This is a genomic window from Marmoricola sp. Leaf446, assembly GCF_001424755.1.
Classification (GTDB): domain Bacteria; phylum Actinomycetota; class Actinomycetes; order Propionibacteriales; family Nocardioidaceae; genus Marmoricola.
On record NZ_LMRF01000002.1, the window covers coordinates 300,598 to 317,622 of the forward strand.

Consider the following 17,025-nt stretch of genomic DNA (forward strand, 5'->3'; position numbering starts at 1 on the left):
GGTAGCGTGGCGCGCGCAGTGAGCCCGGTCGTGGACCGGGCTCGATGCGTGCCAGGGCCCTCCCGGGGCCGGTCGACACCCGCTGATGGAGGGGTGCACACATGCCCGCGATCGTCGTGCTCGGAGCCCAGTGGGGGGACGAGGGCAAAGGCAAGGCCACCGACCTGCTGACCACCGAGGACAGCATCGACTTCTGCGTCCGCACCAGCGGCGGTCACAACGCCGGCCACACCATCGTGGTCGACGGCCAGAAGTTCGCCACCCACCTGCTGCCCAGCGGCATCCTCACCACCGACTGCACGTCGGTCATCGCCAACGGCGTGGTGGTCTCGCCCGAGGCGCTGTTCCGCGAGCTCGACGCGCTGCTCGAGCGCGACGTGGCGATCGGCCGGCTGGTGATCAGCTCCAACGCCCACGTGATCGCCTCCTACCACTCGACGATCGACAAGGTCACCGAGCGATTCCTGGGCAAGAACAAGATCGGCACGACCGGGCGCGGCATCGGCCCGGCGTACGCCGACAAGATCAACCGGGTCGGCATCCGCGTCGCCGACCTGTTCGACGAGACGATCCTGGCCGAGAAGGTCGAGGCCGCGCTCGAGGTCAAGAACCACCTGTTGACCAAGGTCTACAACCGCCGCGCGATCAGCGTGGAGGAGGTCCTCGAGGACCTGCTGTCCTACGCCGACCGGATGAAGCCGATGGTCGAGGACACCTCGCTGCTGCTCAACCGGGCCCTCGACGACGGCCGCACCGTGCTCTTCGAGGGTGCCCAGGCCACGATGCTCGACGTCGACCACGGCACCTACCCGTTCGTGACGAGCAGCAGCCCGGTGGCCGGCGGCGTCAGCACCGGCTCCGGCGTCGGGCCGACCCGCCTCGACCGCGTGATCGGGGTGATCAAGGCCTACACGACGCGGGTCGGCTCCGGCCCGTTCCCCACCGAGCTCTTCGACGAGGACGGCGAGAAGCTGTGGCGCGTCGGTGGCGAGGTCGGGGTCTCGACCGGACGCGACCGGCGCTGCGGCTGGTACGACGCCGTGGTCGCGCGCTACTCCGTGCGCGTCAACGGCCTCACCGAGCTGTTCATGACCAAGCTCGACGTGCTCTCCTCGTGGGAGCGGGTGCCGGTCTGCGTGGCCTACGAGGTCGACGGGGTGCGCCACGACGAGATGCCGCTGACCCAGAGCGAGTTCCACCGCGCCAAGCCCGTCTACGAGTACCTCGACGGCTGGGCCGACGACATCTCCGGCTGCCGGCGCTTCGAGGACCTGCCCGTCAACGCCCAGCGCTACGTCGCCGCCCTCGAGGAGATGTCCGGCGCGAAGTTCTGGGCCGTCGGCGTCGGTCCCGGACGCGAGCAGACGGTCGTCGTCAACGGCTGAGCCGCGGGTCCGCTGACTAGTCCACCGACCACCCACCGGGCGGTGCGGGGGACAACCGCGCCCGTCGCGCCTAGGTTCTCTGCCGAGGGCAGGGAGGCGGACGATGCGGTTCCGGGCCGGGGTGGGGTCCGCGCTGGGCGCGGCACTGGTGGCGTGCCTGCTGGCCGGTCTGCTGACGGTCGCCCCGGGGGTGCCCGCCCCCGCGCAGGCGGCCGGAGCGTCGTACACCAACCCGCTGCGGCCCACCGCCGGCACGCGGACGGTGACGAACTGCCCCGACCCCCACGTCTTCCGGGGCGCCGGCGGCCAGGCCCGGTCGTGGTTCATGGTCTGCACCTCCGACCCGATCGACGACCGCGACGCCGCCGCCACCCCGCGGGTCTCGCGGACGCTGCCGATGCTGCGCAGCGAGGACCTCGTGCACTGGAGGTACGTCGGTGCGGCCACCTCGGCGCGCCCGTCCTGGGCGGCACCCGGGGCGTCGCTGTGGGCCCCGGACGTCACCTGGTCGCCGACCCGCAGGCGCTACTACATGACCTTCGGCGTCACCGACGTCAAGGACCGGGTCAGCGGGCAGCCGGGCTGTGCCCGCGACCGGGCCATCGGGGTCGCGGTGGCCACCCGGCCGACCGGGCCCTGGACGCCCAGCCCGACGCCGGTCGTCGCCCCGCGCCGGCTCGGCCCGGGCTGCGACTTCGCGGCGACGATCGACCCGCACCTGCTCGAGGCCGCGGGCACCACCCCGCCGGTGCTCTACTTCGGCAGCTTCGCCGGGGGCGTCCTGGCCGCCCCGGCCGCGATGACCGCCACCGGCATGCGGCTCACCGCGCGGGCGCGAGCGGTGACGACGACGCGTCGCTTCGAGGCCCCCGACGTCGTGCGCCGCGACGGCTGGTACTACCTCACCGTCTCCACCGGCGACTGCTGCAACGGCGCCCTGTCCGGCTACGCGGTCGTCACCGCGCGCTCGCGCAGCCCCTACGGCCCGTTCCTGGACCGTGACGGCGTCTCGCTGCTGGACCGACGACCCGGGGGCACCCCCGTCCTGGCCTCCTCCGGCAACCGCTGGGTGGGCCCCGGCCACACCTCGACGTTCGTGGACCGCGGGGGGCAGTGGTGGACCGTCTACCACGCCGTGGACGAGGCCCGTCCCTTCCTCAGCGGCGGGGCGATCACCCGGCGACCGCCGATGCTCGACCCCGTCGACTGGGTCGGCGGCTGGCCCGCGGTGCGTGCCGGGCGGGGAGCCTCGTCGACGCCCGTCCCGGTCCCGGCGGCGCAGGCGGGCCAGCGCTCGGCGTACCGACCCTCCCCGGTGCTCGCCGACCCGCCCCGGGTCCTCGACGCCGACCGCTCCGACGAGCTCGACGGCGACTCGTTGTCGGACCGGTGGACGTGGGTGCGCCCGCCCGCCCCCGAGGACGTGGTGGTGGCCGGTGGTGTGCTGCGGCTGCGCACCCACCTCGACAGCCTGTACGCCGGCCGCAACGACGCCCCGCTGCTGCTCCAGGACGCCCCCGAGGGCGACTACGTCGTCGAGACCCGGGTCAGCCTGGAGCGGCCGGCCGGCGGTGCCCCGAGCGGCACCCAGGCGGGTCTCGTGGTCCACGCCGACGACGACCGCTACCTCAAGCTCGTCCACGCCGTCGCGGGGGAGATCGAGCAGGTGGGCTTCGTGCGCGAGGCCAGCCCGACCCCCCGCCGGATCGGCATCACGACGGTGGGTCCGCCCGGCACGACGACGTGGCTGCGTCTGGTGCACACCACCGTCGGGGCCGCGCAGCTCTACCGCGCCGACAGCAGCCGCGACGGGGTCACCTGGACCCGCGGTGCGACCTGGCGTGCCGACGACCTCGGCACGCCGCGCATCGGCCTGGTGGCCGGCGGGGGCGAGGGGTCGACGGCGACGTTCGACCACCTGCGGGTGTGGTCGCTGCGCCGGTAGGGTGCTCCCACGTGAAGACCCTCGTCATCGGCACCGGCGGACGTGAGCACGCGCTGGCCCTCGCGCTGTCGCGGGACCCCGGGGAGGTCGAGGTGCACGCCGCACCCGGCAACCCCGGCATCGCGGAGGTCGCGACGCTCCACGACGTCGATCCCCTGGACGGCACGGCCGTCGCCGACCTGGCCGCACGGCTGGGCGTCGACCTCGTCGTGGTCGGTCCCGAGGCGCCCCTGGTCGCCGGCGTCGCCGACGTCGTCCGCGAGCGCGGGATCGCGGTCTTCGGACCCTCCCGCGAGGCCGCCCGGATCGAGGGCTCGAAGGCGTTCGCCAAGGAGGTGATGGCCGCCGCCGACGTGCCGACCGCCCTGGCCCGGGTGTGCACCACCCCCGAGCAGGTCGCCGACGCGCTCGACGCCTTCGGGGCGCCCTACGTCGTCAAGGACGACGGCCTCGCCGCAGGCAAGGGCGTCGTGGTGACCGACGACCGCCAGGCCGCCCTCGACCACGCCGCGGGATGCGCGCAGGTGCTGGTCGAGGAGTTCCTCGACGGGCCCGAGGTCTCACTGTTCGCCCTCACCGACGGCACCACCGTCTACCCGCTCCAGCCGGCCCAGGACTTCAAGCGCCTCGGCGACGGCGACGCCGGTCCCAACACCGGCGGCATGGGCGCCTACACCCCGCTGCCGTGGGCCCCCGACGACCTCGTCGAGGAGGTCCTGGCGCGGGTGCTGCAGCCCACGGTCGACCACCTCGCCGCGAGCGGCACGCCCTTCTCCGGCCTGCTGTACGCCGGTCTCGCGCTCACCTCCCGCGGCGTGCGCGTGGTGGAGTTCAACGCCCGCTTCGGCGACCCCGAGACCCAGGCGCTGCTGCGGCTGCTCGACTCCCCGCTCGGCCCCCTGCTCCGTGCGGCCGCCGAGGGCACCCTCGGCGACGTCGACCCGCCGCGCTGGCGGCCGGGCGCGGCCGTCGCCGTGGTGATGGCCAGCCGCGGCTACCCCGCCTCGTCGCACCGGGGAGACGTGATCACGGGAGCGGACGCGCTCGACGCCCGGGAGGACGTCGACGTGGTCCACGCCGGGACCGCCCTCGATGACGACGGTCGACTGGTCACCGACGGTGGCCGCGTGCTCGCGGTGACGGCGGTCGGCGAGGACCTCGAGCAGGCGCGGGCACGGGCCTACGCAGGCGTGTCGTCCATCGACTTCCCCGGAGCCCAGTGGCGCACCGACATCGCTCGCGCCGCCGCCGAGGGCTGAGCGGGGCGACCGCCTTCCCGAGGGCTCGGGAGACCGTGGCACCTGCCACCATCTCCCGAGTCCTTCGGAGGCTCCTCAGGGTCGACGGGTGGCCGAGACCGGTCGGACCGGACTGTCGGTGGCGCGGCCTAGCTTCCGGTGCATGCCGCCGCCGACGCTCGTCTCGACCCGCGAGGCGCTCGCGGTCCTCAGGTCGGCCGGCGTGGGGGCTCGGGCCGCCGACCGGGTGCTCGCGGGAGGTCTGGCGGGAGCAGGCGTGCGCACGAGGTCGGTGCTGCTCCACGACCTGGGCCGGGTGCGACAGCTCGCCGAGCGGCCCGTCCTGGCCGGCCGCACCATCACCGAGCACTGCCCGCAGGGACTCTTCGTCGCCCGACGCGACCTGCCGCCCGAGCTGTCGCGAGCCGACCAGGAGCGGTGGTTCGCCGGCGGCTGGGGCGAGATCTCGGGATGGGTGAGGCTGCGTCTCCAGCTGGAGATCGAGCGCTGCGGGCCGCGGCCCTTCGCCGCGTGCACCGGCGGCTTCGTCACCTTCGGGGCCGAGATCACGCGGGTGAGAGTCGGTGACGGGCCGGTCGCCGCGTTCGACCTGGCGGCACCCGGGTCCTGGTTCGAGGTCTTCGACGGAGCGCGGTTGCGCACGGGGCCCGGACGACCCTGGGTCATCCACCCACCGACGCAGGTCGCGGCGGCGGCACCCGCGCGTGTGAGGATTGGGGGGTGAGTCGCCCCGCCGTCCCCAACGTCCTGGCCACCCGCTACGCCGGGGCCGATCTCGCCGAGATCTGGTCGCCCGAGCACAAGGTGGTCCTCGAGCGACAGCTGTGGATCGCGGTGCTCCGCGCCCAGAAGGACCTCGGGGTCGAGGTGCCCGACGGCGTGGTCGAGGACTACGAGGCGGTTGTCGACCAGGTCGACCTCGCCAGCATCGCCGCGCGCGAGCGGGTCACGCGTCACGACGTCAAGGCGCGCATCGAGGAGTTCTGCGCGCTGGCCGGCCACGAGCACGTCCACAAGGGCATGACCTCGCGCGACCTGACCGAGAACGTCGAGCAGCTCCAGGTCCGCTCCAGCCTGCTGCTGGTGCGGCGTCGTGTCGTGGCCACCCTCGCGCGGCTCGGCCGTCTGGCCTCGGAGCACGCCACCCTCGTCGTGGCGGGGCGCTCGCACAACGTCGCCGCCCAGGCCACCACGCTGGGCAAGCGGTTCGCCACCGTCGCCGACGAGCTGCTCGTCGCCCTCGAGCGGCTCGACGACCTCCTCGGCCGCTACCCGCTGCGCGGGATCAAGGGCCCGATGGGCACCTCGCAGGACATGCTCGACCTGCTCGACGGGTCCACCGCCGACCTGGCCGACCTCGAGCGGCGGGTGGCCACCCACCTCGGCTTCGAGCGCACCCTGACCAGCGTCGGCCAGGTCTACCCCCGCTCGCTCGACCTCGACGTCGTCAGCGCCCTGACCCAGCTGGTCTCCGGTCCCTCCAACCTCGCCACCACGATCCGGCTCATGGCCGGTCTCGAGCTGGTCACCGAGGGCTTCAAGGAGGGGCAGGTCGGCTCCTCGGCGATGCCGCACAAGATGAACAGCCGTTCCTGCGAGCGCGTCAACGGCCTCGCCGTCGTGCTCCGCGGCCACCTGTCGATGATCGGTGAGCTCGCGGGGGACCAGTGGAACGAGGGCGACGTCTCCGACTCCGTCGTACGACGGGTGGCGCTGCCCGACGCGTTCTTCGCCACCGACGGCCTGTTCCAGACCTTCCTCACCGTGCTCGACGAGTTCGGCGTCTTCCCCGCCGTCGTGCAGCGCGAGCTCGACCGCTACCTGCCCTTCCTCACCACCACCAAGGTGCTGATGGCCGCGGTCCGCGCCGGGGTGGGCCGCGAGGAGGCCCACGAGGCGATCAAGGAGCACGCCGTGGCGGTCGCGCTCGAGATGCGCCAGGGACTGGCGGCCAACGACCTCTTCGAGCGGCTGGGCGACGACCCCCGGCTCGGGCTCGACCACGCGCGCATCGCGGGTCTGGTGGCCGACCCGGTGGAGTTCACCGGCGCCGCGCGCGACCAGGTCGCCGAGGTGGTGCGCCGCGTCGAGGCCGTCGTGGCCACCGACCCCGACGCCGCGTCGTACGTCCCGGGCGCGATCCTCTGAGGGCGTCTCCGTCCGGCTCCCGGCCAAGGTCACGATGGGGTCACGTCGCACCGTGCGGGTCTGGTGGTCCGCGCGACGACGCGCATAGGTTCACCGGGTTCTGTCCCGACGGGTGAGATCCACCCGACGAGGTGCATCTCGAGGAGAACCATGAGGAAGTCCCGTACCGCGCGCGGCCTGGCCGCGGCGACCGCCGCCGTCACCACCGCGGCGCTCATCGCCACCAGCACCGCCGGTGTCGCCGAGGCCAAGCCCCAGCCGAAGACCAGCGCCAGCCAGGCCTCGAAGAAGTTCGAGAAGGCCGTCACCGTCAAGGGCGTGCAGCAGCACCTCCAGGCGCTCCAGAAGATCGCCGACGACAACGACGGCACCCGCGCCAGCGGCACCCCCGGCTACCAGGCCTCCCGCGACTACGTCGTGAAGAAGCTGCGTGCGGCGGGCTACAAGCCGACCGTCCAGCCCTTCGACTTCGCCTTCTTCCAGGAGAACTCCCCGGGCGAGCTGTCGCGCACCNGCACCGCCCAGGCCCCGGTCACCGTGGTCGACACCGCGCTGACCCGCACCGCGACGTCGACCAGCGGCTGCGAGACCGCCGACTTCGCGGGCTTCCCCGCGGGCAACATCGCGCTGCTGCAGCGCGGCACCTGCGACTTCGCGGTCAAGGCGGCCAACGCCGAGGCCGCCGGCGCCACCGCCGCGCTCATCTTCAACCGCGGCACGACCGACAACGACACCACCCTGCTGGGCACGCTCGGCGAGCCCGGCATCGGGATCCCCGTGCTCGGCCTGAGCTACGACGCGGGCGTCGAGCTGGCCAAGGCGGGCACCGAGGTGCGCGTCAAGACCGACACCGTCAGCGAGGTCCGCAAGACCTACAACGTGTTCGCCGAGACCAGCCGCGGCGACGCCGGCCGCGTCGTGATGGCCGGTGCCCACCTCGACTCGGTCCCCGAGGGGCCCGGCATCAACGACAACGGCTCCGGCTCGGGCACGATCCTCGAGGTGGCCGAGCAGCTGGCCAAGCAGAAGAACCTCAAGAAGAAGGTCCGCTTCGCCTGGTGGGGTGCCGAGGAGCTCGGCCTGCTCGGCGCCTACGACTACGTCGACGGCCTGGTCGAGAACAACCCCGAGGCGCTGAAGGACATCGAGGCCTACCTCAACTTCGACATGGTCGGCTCGCCCAACTTCGTGCGCTTCGTCTACGACGGCGACAACTCGCTGGGCACCGGCGTCGAGGGACCCGCGGGCTCCGCGCAGCTCGAGGACCTGTTCGTGAACTACTTCAAGAGCCGCAAGCTCGCCTCGGAGCCCACCGCGTTCGACGGCCGGAGCGACTACGGCCCGTTCATCGAGAACGGCGTCGCCGCCGGCGGCCTGTTCACCGGCGCGGAGGACATCAAGACCGACGAGCAGGCGCGCGTCTACGGCGGCAAGGCCGGCGTGGCGTACGACGAGTGCTACCACCAGGCCTGCGACGACATCGACAACATCAACGTCCAGGCCCTGGACCAGATGTCCGACGCGGTCGCGCATGCCGTCTACACGCTGTCGACGAGCACCGCGTCGATCAACAGCCAGGCCAAGGCGGCCAAGGGCGCCCAGCGCTCGGCCAAGTCCGTCAAGGTGACCGGCGAGGCGCACGGCCACAGCAAGCGCTGACCGGTCCGCCCGGCCAGCACGACCGGGCCCATCACCGGGCCCATCACCGGGCCCACGACCGGGCCCGCACGACCCTGGGAGGTCGGCTCCAGCCGGAGCCGGCCTCCCGGCCGGGCTCGTCCGAATTTCCACGACTTTTTCGATTTACCACCAAATCGGACAAAGCCCTCTTAGGCTCGACCTCAACGACGGGCCGCCGGGGTCCGGGTTCACGGAGGGGAACACACATGAACATCAAGACTCGAGGCGTCAAGGGCGCCCTGCTCGCCGTTACCGTCGCGCTGGCCGTCTCGGCCGTGCCCGCCGCCGGTGGTGCGGCCGACGCCGCCCCCAAGGAGGGCAACCGCGCCATCCTGAAGGCGATCCTCTGACCTCACCAGGTCCCAGCTGAGCGCGAGGGGCGTGCCGGACACCCGGCACGCCCCTTCGTCGCGTCCGGGGCCCCCGTAGTCTGGCGAGGTGGACAACATCCCGCCCGCGCCGGAGATCGAGGGCGCCACCCACCTGCACTCCGGCAAGGTCCGTGACCTCTACCGGCTCGACGACGGCGGCCTGCTGATGGTCGCCAGCGACCGGATCTCGGCCTACGACCACGTCCTGGCGACCACGATCCCCGACAAGGGCGAGATCCTCACCCGGATGTCGCTGTGGTGGTTCGACCAGCTCGCCGACCTCGTGCCCCACCACGTCGTCTCCACCGACGTCCCCGAGTCCGTCAAGGGCCGGGCGGTCGTGTGCGAGGAGCTGGCGATGTACCCCGTGGAGTGCGTGGCCCGCGGCTACCTCACCGGCTCCGGCCTGGTCGACTACCGTGCCACCGGCGCGTTGTGCGGCATCGAGCTGCCGCCCGGCCTGACCGAGTCCAGCCGCCTGCCCGAGCCGCTCTTCACGCCGGCCACCAAGGCTGCGCTGGGCGACCACGACGAGAACGTCTCCTTCGAGGCCGTCGCTGGCGACATCGGCGGCCCGGCCGCGGCCGAGCTGCGCGACCTGACGCTCGCGGTCTACGCGCGGGCCGAGGCACTGGCGCGCGAGCGCGGCATCATCCTGGCCGACACCAAGCTGGAGTTCGGCACGCGGCTCGACGCCGAGCGGGGCGAGCCCGGCACCGTCGTCCTGGGCGACGAGGTGCTCACGCCCGACTCCAGCCGCTACTGGCCGGCGGACGACTGGGAGCCGGGCCGGGTGCAGGCCTCCTTCGACAAGCAGGTCGTCCGCAACTGGCTGACCTCGGCGGAGAGCGGGTGGGACCGCAACACCGGCGAGGGGCCCCCGCCGCTGCCGCCCGAGGTGGTCGAGCGCACCCGGGCGCGCTACGTCGAGGCGTTCGAGCGGCTGACGGGGGAGCGGTTCTGATGCCCAGCACCACCTTGACGTACGACGTCCCGGTCGACGTCGCCCTGGCCTACCTCAGCGACCCGGTCAACCGGCCCGAGTGGCAGTCCTCGCTGCGACGGGTCGAGCTGGTGGACGCGGGCCCGCCCCGGGTCGGCCAGCGCTGGCGCGACCACACCGCCGTCGGGGTCGTGGCCCACATGGCCACCACGGCGCTCGACGCCGGTTCCTGGGCCGAGTCCGGGTCGTGGCGCGGCATCACCGCCGACCTCACGCTGCGCCTGGAGCCCCACGGCGCCGGGTGCCGGGTCCACGCGGAGTTCACCGTCCGTGGACGGGGGCCGTGGGCGCCCGTCGGTGCCGCCGCCGGCGCGGTCGGCCTGCCGGCGGTCCGCGCCGACCTGGCCACGGCCGGTCGCATCCTCTCCGAGCGGCACCACCCGTGATCCGCGTCCTGCTGCTGGCCCTGGCCGTCCTGATGGTGGTCGTCGGCGCGCTGTGGACCCTGCAGGGGCTCGGCTACGTGCAGGGCAGCCCGATGACCGGCGTCCGGTTCTGGTCGCTGGTCGGCCCGCTGCTCGCCGGGTTCGGCGTCGCGCTCGGCATCGTGGCGCTGCGCCGCGGCGACCGCCGCTGACCGCTCAGAGCTCGGCGTCGCGCCAGGCCACCTGCACCACGTCGACCCCGCGGTCGCGCGTGATCAGCTGGCCGCGGCCCGCGATCGACTTGCGCGGCTTGGTGGTGCCGATGAGCGCGCCCTCCTGCGGGTCGCCCGACAGCAGCAGGCCGGGCATGGCCAGCTCGCGCAGCGACTGGATGACGGGCTCGTACACCGCGCGGGCCGCGCCACCGGAGCGACGCGCCACGACGAGGTGGAGACCGACGTCGCGGGCCTGCCCGAGCACCGGCACCAGCGCGGCGAGCGGAGAGCTCGAGCCGGTGACGACGAGGTCGTAGTCGTCCACGACGACGAAGACCTCGGCGCCGGTCCACCACGACCGGTCGCGCAGCTGCTGCGGCGTGACGTCGCTGCCGGGCAGACGCGTCTGGAGGTACGCCGCGAGCTCCTTCAGGACGGGCTCCGCCTGGTTGGCGTTGGTGAGGTACTCGACCTGGTACTCCTCGGGCACCTCGCCGAGCAGGGAGCGTCGGTAGTCGACGGTGAAGACCTGCGCCTGTGCGGCGGTGCGGGTGCGCATCACCTCGTGGAGGTAGGTGCGCAGCAGCGCGCTCTTGCCCGAGCGGGAGTCGCCGAAGACCAGCAGGTGCGGCTCGCTGTCGACGTCGAGCCCGACCGGGGCGAGGTCCTTCTCGTCGATGGCGAGGTAGACGCGCTGGTCGCCGGAGCCGGAGCGACGCTCGGCCTGGGCGAGCACGTCGGCCAGCTCGATGCGCTCGGGCAGCAGCCGGAGCTTCGGGCCGGTCTGGCCCTTCCAGGCCTTGCGGGTGCGCTCGACGTAGTCCTCGACGCCGCGACCCACGCTGCGGGGGTCGGAGGTGTCGTCGACGCGGGGGAGGGCAGCGAGGAAGTGCAGCTTGCTGCCCCAGCGCTGCACGATGCCGCGCCCCGGGCGGCCGGTGGGCACCAGCTGGGCGACCTTGCGGTCGATCTCGGAGTCGAGCGGGTCGCCGAGCCGCAGCTCGAACCGGTTGCCGAACAGGTCGCGGATGGCCGCGCGGTAGTCGGCCCACCGGCTCGCGCTGGTGACGACGTGCAGGCCGAAGGTCAGGCCGCGCTGGGCGAGCACCTGGATCTGCATCTCGAGGTCGTCGAAGTCCGAGCGCAGCGTGCCCCACCCGTCGACGACCAGGAACACGTCGCCGTACCCGTCGTCGGCGGTGCCCTCGGCGCGCCGCTGACGGTAGGTCTCGATGGAGTCGATGCCCTGCTGGCGGAAGTACTTCTCGCGCTTGTCCACGATGCCGGTGACCTCGGCGAACGTACGCCGCACCACGTCGGGCTCCGACCGCGTGGCCACGCCCGCCACGTGGGGGGCGCTGGCCAGCGGCGCGAAGGTGCCGCCACCGAAGTCCAGGATGTAGAACTGCGACTCCTGCGGCGTCGTGGTGAGCGAGACGCTGGCCACCACCGTGCGCAGCAGCGTGCTCTTGCCCGAGCGCGGACCGCCGACGACGGCGATGTGGCCGCCGGAGCCGGAGAGGTCGGCCTCGAGCACGTCGCGGCGCTGCTCGCGGGGTCGGTCGACGATGCCGAGCGGCACCACGAGCCCGCCCCGGGAGCGCCAGCCCGGGGAGTGCAGCCCGAGCTCGTCGCTCTCGGTCAGGTCGCCCATCAGCTGGTCGAGGGTGTCGGGCACGTCGAGCGGCGGCAGCCACACCTGGTGGGCCTCGGGGCCCTGGCCGACCATGAGGTCGACGGCGATGTCGAGGATCGACCGGGAGTCGGCGGCCTGCGCGGCCGGCACCGGGGTGGCGTCGTGCTGCTCGTCGGTGTCGACCCGGGGCGGCAGCACGTGGGCGGTGGTGAAGGGCAGGATCGTGGTCGTCGTGCCGCCCGAGCTGCGGCCGCGACGGCTGCGGCGCGGGGGCGGGCCGGAGACGTAGGAGGCCTTGAAGCGCAGCAGCGTGGACTGGTCGGGCTTGAGGTAGCCCAGGCCGGGCACGGGCGGCAGCTCGTAGGCGTCCGGGACGCCCAGGACGGCGCGGGACTCAGCCCCGGAGAAGGTGCGCAGGCCGACGCGGTAGGACAGGTGGCTCTCGAGCCCGCGCAGCCGGCCCTCCTCCAGGCGCTGCGAGGCGAGCAGCAGGTGCAGGCCGAGCGACCGGCCGAGCCGGCCGATGGCCACGAACAGCTCGATGAAGTCGGGCTTGGCCGAGAGCATCTCGGAGAACTCGTCGACGCAGATGAACAGGCTGGGGAGCGGCTCGAGGTCGGCGCCCTCGGCCCGGGCCTTCTCGTAGTCGCGCACCGAGGCGTAGTTGCCGGCCGCCCGGAGCATCTCCTGGCGCCGCACCATCTCGCCGGACAGGGCGTCCTGCATGCGGTCGACCAGGGTGAGCTCGCCCTCGAGGTTGGTGATGACCGCCGAGACGTGGGGCGCCTCGGAGAGGCCCGCGAAGGTCGCGCCGCCCTTGAAGTCGACGAGCACCATGTTGAGGTTCTCGCTGGAGTGCGTCGCCAGCAGGCCCAGCACCAGGGTGCGGAGGAACTCCGACTTGCCCGAGCCGGTCGCGCCGATCACCAGGCCGTGGGGGCCCATGCCCTGCTGGGCCGACTCCTTGATGTCGAGGTGGATCGGGCTGCCGGCCTCGCCGACGCCGATGGGGACACGCAGCCGGTCGCGGGCCGGCCGGTGGGCCCAGGCCTTCGCGAGGTCGAGGTCGTGCACGTCGCCGAGGCCGAGGAGGTCGAGCAGCTCGGGGGTCGCGGCGCTGGGGTCCTCGCGGACGGGCCCGTCGTGCATCTCCAGCGGGGCCAGCCGGCGGGCGTACGCCTCGGCGGTGGCGGCGTCCATCTGGTCGCCGGCGGCCTTGGTGGGGGCCTCGCGCAGCCGCAGCGCCGTCATCGGCACCCGGCCGTCCTCCAGGACGGCCTGCTCCAGGTGGAGCCGCAGCCGGGTGGGGTCCTCCAGGTCGCCCCACGACGCGGGCAGGTCGAGCACGGTGATGCCCTCGAGGCCCTCCTCGGGCAGCAGGTTGTTGCCCGGGGGGAGCGCGCCGCCGTCGACGACGAGCAGCAGGTGGGGCAGCGAGTCCCGGCCCTCGCCGGAGAACCGGGGTCGATCGCGCAGCTCGGGCGGCAGCATCGAGAAGACGTCCTCGAGGGAGTCGCTCACCATCCGGCTGCGGCCGAGGGCGTCGTTCTGCTCGGGGCTGTGGGCGTGGGGCAGCCACTTGACCCAGTCCCAGGCCGCGAGGTTGTCGGGGGAGGCGAGCACGGCGACGAGCAGGTCCTGCGGGGCGTGGGCAGCGGTGGCCGAGCCGACCAGGGCCCGGGCGAGGGAGCGGACCTGCTCGGCGTCGCCGGTGAGCTCGACGCGGCTGAAGGCACCCAGGCGCAGCGCGGCGGGCAGGTCGGGCTGCACCCGGTGCACTGCGATGAGGCGGTGCAGGGCGGAGGCGGAGACGGGGTCGAGCTGGTCGATGGGCGCGGACTCCGGCGGCACCAGCTCCAGTGCCAGCGCCTGCGAGGTGACGCCGAACCGGACCTGGAGGAACTCCTCGTCGTCCTTGCCGCGCTCCCACAGCCGCGAGCGCTCCTCCGCCAGCGCCGGCAACGCGGTCGGCTCGGGGAAGCGCCAGGTCAGGCTGCGGCGCTGCTGGTCGGCGGCGTCGCGGACCTGGGTCCGCACCCCGGCCAGGTAGCGGAGGTACTCCCGGCGACCGCCGGAGACCTTGTTGTTGCGCTGCTTGCGCTGCCGGTCGATCTGGACGAAGACGAAGCCGAGGGTGGCGACCAGGAACATGCCCGAGGCGATGTAGCGGGTGGGGCCGGCCTGGCCGGCGGCGACGAACACGATGGCGCCGACGCTGCCGAGCATGGGCAGCGCCATCATCAGGGCGCCGCTGGCGCCCTCGTGGGGCTCGAGCTCCGGCGGCGGCTCGAGGTGCAGCGTGCCGCGTGGCATCTGCGGGACGTCGAGCGAACGATCGGATCCCAGAGTGGCGGTCACGGCCCTACCCCTACGCGTCGTGGAGTCGTCGGCGGGACGGGGTGACGACTTCGGCGTACGCAACTGCCCCCGTGCGGCATGATGATAGGTGCCTGTTCGGGGCCCCATGGGCAGAACATCCGCATCGGTCCGGGCGTGACGGACACACGCCAACCGCGGCCGTACGCCGACGCGCGGGGGGCTCCGTGCGGCACGGTGTCGCCGAGCAGTCACGCACACGAGAGGGCACGGGGGGCTCGCATGACCATGCAGTCGGAGGCGCCGACGCCGCAGCCGGGGACCGGGGGCGAGATTCCCCCGGTGCGCCCCACGCACGGCGCCGACCAGGCGCTGCGGCTCAGCATCCTCGGAGCCGCGGGGCGGCTCGACGTCGCCGTGCCGATGTGGCTCGACGTCGCCGCCCTCGCCCAGGAGTACGCCGACACGCTCGGCCTCCCGGTCGCACCCCGGCTCGCCCGCGCCGGTGGCCGTGACCTCGAGCCGGCCGCCACCCTCGAGGACGTGCTCGAGCAGGGCGACCTCGTCGTCGCCGCCGACGCCGCGCCCGCCGCCGTCACGACGTCGGGGGACGCCGCTCCCGTCGGCGGTCCGGCCCCGCGTCGTCCCGCCGGCCGCACCTCCGCCGCGCTGCTCGTGCTCGCCGGGGTCGCGGGCTTCGCCGCCGCCGCCGTCGGTGCCGGCCTCTCCTTCGCTGCGGACGCCCCGTCGTGGGTGCGCCCCGTGGCCGCCGCGGTCCTCCTGGTCGGCGCCCTGCTCGTGGCCGCGCCCCGTCCCGAGGTCGACACCGGGGCCGACCCGGGGGGAGACACGGGCGCCGACGGCGGCCCCGACCTCCGCACCGGCTCCCCGCGAGCCCGGCAGGACGACTGGTCGTTCCTCGCCGGTCCCGGCCTGGCCGGGGCGGCCGGCTTCGTCGCCGCGGCCTCTCCGGACGCCGGCGGGCTGCTGCTGGCGCTGGCCGTCGGCGGGCTGGCGGCGCTGGTGGTCGCAGCGCTCGCCCGCACCGGTCTCGAGGGTGCCGACGAGCACCTGGCCCGGCTGTGGCTGGCCACCGGGGGCATCGTCTGCGTGACCGCGGTCGCGTGGCTGCTGCTGGGCGCGAGCCCGCTCGCCCTCGCGGCCGTCGGCTTCGGCGCCGCCGTGGTGGCGACCCGCGTGCTCCCCAGCTTCGCCGTCGACGTCGACGACGACGTCCTCCTCGACCTCGACCGCCTGGCGGTCACGGCCTGGTCGGCCCGCGAGCAGCCGCGCAGCGGCCGCAAGCGCAACCAGGTGCGTCCGCGCATGGTCCGCGAGGTCGCCCGCCGCAGCCAGCGCACCGTCGGCACCGGTGTCGTGGTCAGCGCGGTCGCCGCCGCCGTGACGGCGCCGTTCGTGGTGCTCGGCCTCGGGGGCCAGCCCACGAGCTGGGCCCGCTGGGGCGGTGTCGCCCTGGTGCTGCTCGGGGCGTCGTCCCTGGCGCTGGTGAGCCGCAGCTTCCGCTCCTCCGGGCTGCGCACCCTGCTGGGACTGACCGCCGCGTGGCTGGTCGCGCTGACCGGCACGGCCGTCGCGACCGACCTCGGGGCCGACGCCCTGTGGTACGCCTTCGCCGCCGCGCTGGTCGTCGCGCCCGCGGTCCTCCTCGCCGCCGTGCGGCTCGGAGGAGGGTGGCGCTCGGTCTGGTGGGCCCGCGTGGGCGAGATCCTGGAGACCCTGACCGGTGTCCTCGTCCTGGCGCTGGTGCCCCTGGCCTGCGGCCTGTTCGACCTGGTCAGGACCTCGGTCGGCTGACCCGCGCCGTACGGGCCGGCCCGCGTCACCAACCGGACAAGTCGGATGTCCGCCATTGCTGGACCGATTGCGGGATATCTGGTTTGACCCGCGTCCGCCGGGGATATCTTCGCTGTGATCCGTTCCACCGTGCTCCATCGGGGGGTGCGCAGCATTCGGGGCCGGGAAGGGCTCGGAAACCCGGAGGGACGAACGAAAGGGGGCTGGCTGACATGGCCGGCGAGGTAACCAAGCAAGATCAGTCACTCAACCGCGGGGCCCAGATGGTGGCGTCCGCCAAGGGTGACCTCGACCAGCAGCTCACCGGGCTGCGGGGCAAGCTCTCCAGCATCGGCGCCCAGTGGCGCGGCTCAGGCTCGTCGGCGTTCCAGCAGACGATGCAGCGCTGGGACGAGAGCGCCCGCAAGATCACCTCGGCGCTCGACGAGTTCGAGGCCAACCTGAAGTCCTCGGAGCAGACCTACAACGCCAGCGACGAGCAGCAGTCCTCCACCTTCAGCAAGCTGTCCGGCCGTCTCGGCTGACCCAGACCAGATCACAGGAGCAGGGACATGAACGCAGGAGAGCTCAAGGTCAACTTCGGCGGCCTCGACACGGCCGCCGCCGACATCATGGGATCGGCCAACCAGATCGAGGGTCGGCTCGACACCCTCGAGTCCGAGCTGGCGCCGCTGCGCGCCGACTGGACCGGTTCGGCGTCGGAGTCCTACCAGGCCGCCAAGGCCAAGTGGGACGCCGGTATGGCCGACATGAAGCAGCTGCTCGCCGACATCGGCAACGCGGTGACGCAGTCCAACAGCGACTACCAGTCCACCGAGAGCGCCAACGCCTCTCGCTGGGGCTGAGCGGCACCAGCAGCACCAGCACCACCAGCAGCACCTGGGTGG

General features: G+C 73.5%; 14 protein-coding genes and 1 pseudogene. 14 read left to right on the forward strand and 1 reads right to left on the reverse strand.

Annotated features, from left to right (window positions below):
• Nucleotides 1-101: 101 nt before the first annotated feature.
• The 11 genes and pseudogenes from ASG49_RS09470 to ASG49_RS09510 all read left to right on the forward strand — a co-directional run bounded on the left by ASG49_RS09470 (nt 102) and on the right by ASG49_RS09510 (nt 10,368).
• Nucleotides 102-1,385, forward strand: a complete 1,284-nt coding sequence (locus tag ASG49_RS09470; RefSeq protein WP_056540698.1) for an adenylosuccinate synthase — start codon at nt 102-104, stop codon at nt 1,383-1,385.
• A 103-nt stretch (nt 1,386-1,488) separates the two neighbouring features.
• Entirely contained in the window at nt 1,489-3,330 is a 1,842-nt protein-coding gene (locus ASG49_RS09475; protein ID WP_056540701.1) for a family 43 glycosylhydrolase, read from the forward strand.
• Nucleotides 3,331-3,341: 11 nt separating this feature from the next.
• Nucleotides 3,342-4,589, forward strand: a complete 1,248-nt coding sequence (gene purD / locus ASG49_RS09480; protein ID WP_056540705.1) for a phosphoribosylamine--glycine ligase — start codon at nt 3,342-3,344, stop codon at nt 4,587-4,589.
• Nucleotides 4,590-4,731: 142 nt separating this feature from the next.
• Nucleotides 4,732-5,313, forward strand: coding sequence for a hypothetical protein (locus tag ASG49_RS09485; RefSeq protein WP_056540711.1), 582 nt, complete (start codon nt 4,732-4,734; stop codon nt 5,311-5,313).
• A complete protein-coding gene (gene purB / locus ASG49_RS09490) occupies nt 5,310-6,737 on the forward strand; it encodes an adenylosuccinate lyase (RefSeq protein ID WP_056540714.1) in 1,428 nt (475 codons plus the stop codon). The genes ASG49_RS09485 and purB overlap by 4 nt, the downstream gene beginning before the upstream one ends.
• 150 nt (nt 6,738-6,887) lie before the next feature.
• Nucleotides 6,888-7,250, forward strand: a pseudogene (locus ASG49_RS19315) (hypothetical protein); the annotation flags it as partial.
• A gap of 24 nt (nt 7,251-7,274) precedes the next feature.
• Nucleotides 7,275-8,396, forward strand: coding sequence for a M28 family metallopeptidase (locus ASG49_RS19585; RefSeq protein WP_369814218.1), 1,122 nt, complete (start codon nt 7,275-7,277; stop codon nt 8,394-8,396).
• 227 nt (nt 8,397-8,623) lie between these two features.
• Nucleotides 8,624-8,767, forward strand: a complete 144-nt coding sequence (locus ASG49_RS18590) for a hypothetical protein (RefSeq protein ID WP_156384262.1) — start codon at nt 8,624-8,626, stop codon at nt 8,765-8,767.
• An 88-nt stretch (nt 8,768-8,855) separates the two neighbouring features.
• Nucleotides 8,856-9,752: a phosphoribosylaminoimidazolesuccinocarboxamide synthase gene (locus ASG49_RS09500; protein ID WP_056540720.1), complete on the forward strand. Its 897-nt coding sequence runs from the start codon at nt 8,856-8,858 to the stop codon at nt 9,750-9,752.
• On the forward strand, nt 9,752-10,177 hold the full coding sequence (locus tag ASG49_RS09505) for an SRPBCC family protein (RefSeq protein ID WP_056540723.1): 426 nt from the start codon (nt 9,752-9,754) through the stop codon (nt 10,175-10,177). The genes ASG49_RS09500 and ASG49_RS09505 overlap by 1 nt, the downstream gene beginning before the upstream one ends.
• Nucleotides 10,174-10,368 (forward strand): hypothetical protein, encoded by a 195-nt coding sequence (locus ASG49_RS09510; protein WP_056540725.1) that lies wholly within the window; start codon nt 10,174-10,176, stop codon nt 10,366-10,368. The genes ASG49_RS09505 and ASG49_RS09510 overlap by 4 nt, the downstream gene beginning before the upstream one ends.
• A gap of 4 nt (nt 10,369-10,372) precedes the next feature.
• On the opposite strand, the gene eccCa is transcribed toward ASG49_RS09510, so the two are convergent.
• On the reverse strand, nt 10,373-14,365 hold the full coding sequence (gene eccCa, locus ASG49_RS09515) for a type VII secretion protein EccCa (protein ID WP_235562004.1): 3,993 nt from the start codon (nt 14,363-14,365) through the stop codon (nt 10,373-10,375).
• 300 nt (nt 14,366-14,665) lie between these two features.
• On the opposite strand from eccCa, the gene ASG49_RS09520 reads away from it, so the two are divergent.
• From ASG49_RS09520 to ASG49_RS09530, 3 genes are all read left to right on the forward strand, one after another.
• Complete coding sequence (locus ASG49_RS09520; protein WP_156384263.1) at nt 14,666-16,138, forward strand: hypothetical protein; 1,473 nt, start codon at nt 14,666-14,668, stop codon at nt 16,136-16,138.
• A gap of 212 nt (nt 16,139-16,350) precedes the next feature.
• Nucleotides 16,351-16,662, forward strand: coding sequence for a WXG100 family type VII secretion target (locus ASG49_RS09525; protein ID WP_056540734.1), 312 nt, complete (start codon nt 16,351-16,353; stop codon nt 16,660-16,662).
• Nucleotides 16,663-16,689: 27 nt separating this feature from the next.
• Complete coding sequence (locus tag ASG49_RS09530; RefSeq protein ID WP_056540738.1) at nt 16,690-16,983, forward strand: WXG100 family type VII secretion target; 294 nt, start codon at nt 16,690-16,692, stop codon at nt 16,981-16,983.
• Nucleotides 16,984-17,025 lie beyond the last annotated feature (42 nt).

What these genes read in the sequence shown, in the direction of transcription:
- ASG49_RS09470 (WP_056540698.1), top strand. Translation starts at nt 102, where the DNA reads ATGCCCGCGATCGTCGTGCTCGGAGCCCAGTGGGGGGACGAGGGCAAA.
- ASG49_RS09475 (WP_056540701.1), top strand. Translation starts at nt 1,489, where the DNA reads ATGCGGTTCCGGGCCGGGGTGGGGTCCGCGCTGGGCGCGGCACTGGTG.
- ASG49_RS09485 (WP_056540711.1), top strand. Translation starts at nt 4,732, where the DNA reads ATGCCGCCGCCGACGCTCGTCTCGACCCGCGAGGCGCTCGCGGTCCTC.
- ASG49_RS18590 (WP_156384262.1), top strand. Translation starts at nt 8,624, where the DNA reads ATGAACATCAAGACTCGAGGCGTCAAGGGCGCCCTGCTCGCCGTTACC.
- ASG49_RS09505 (WP_056540723.1), top strand. Translation starts at nt 9,752, where the DNA reads ATGCCCAGCACCACCTTGACGTACGACGTCCCGGTCGACGTCGCCCTG.
- ASG49_RS09525 (WP_056540734.1), top strand. Translation starts at nt 16,351, where the DNA reads ATGGCCGGCGAGGTAACCAAGCAAGATCAGTCACTCAACCGCGGGGCC.
- ASG49_RS09530 (WP_056540738.1), top strand. Translation starts at nt 16,690, where the DNA reads ATGAACGCAGGAGAGCTCAAGGTCAACTTCGGCGGCCTCGACACGGCC.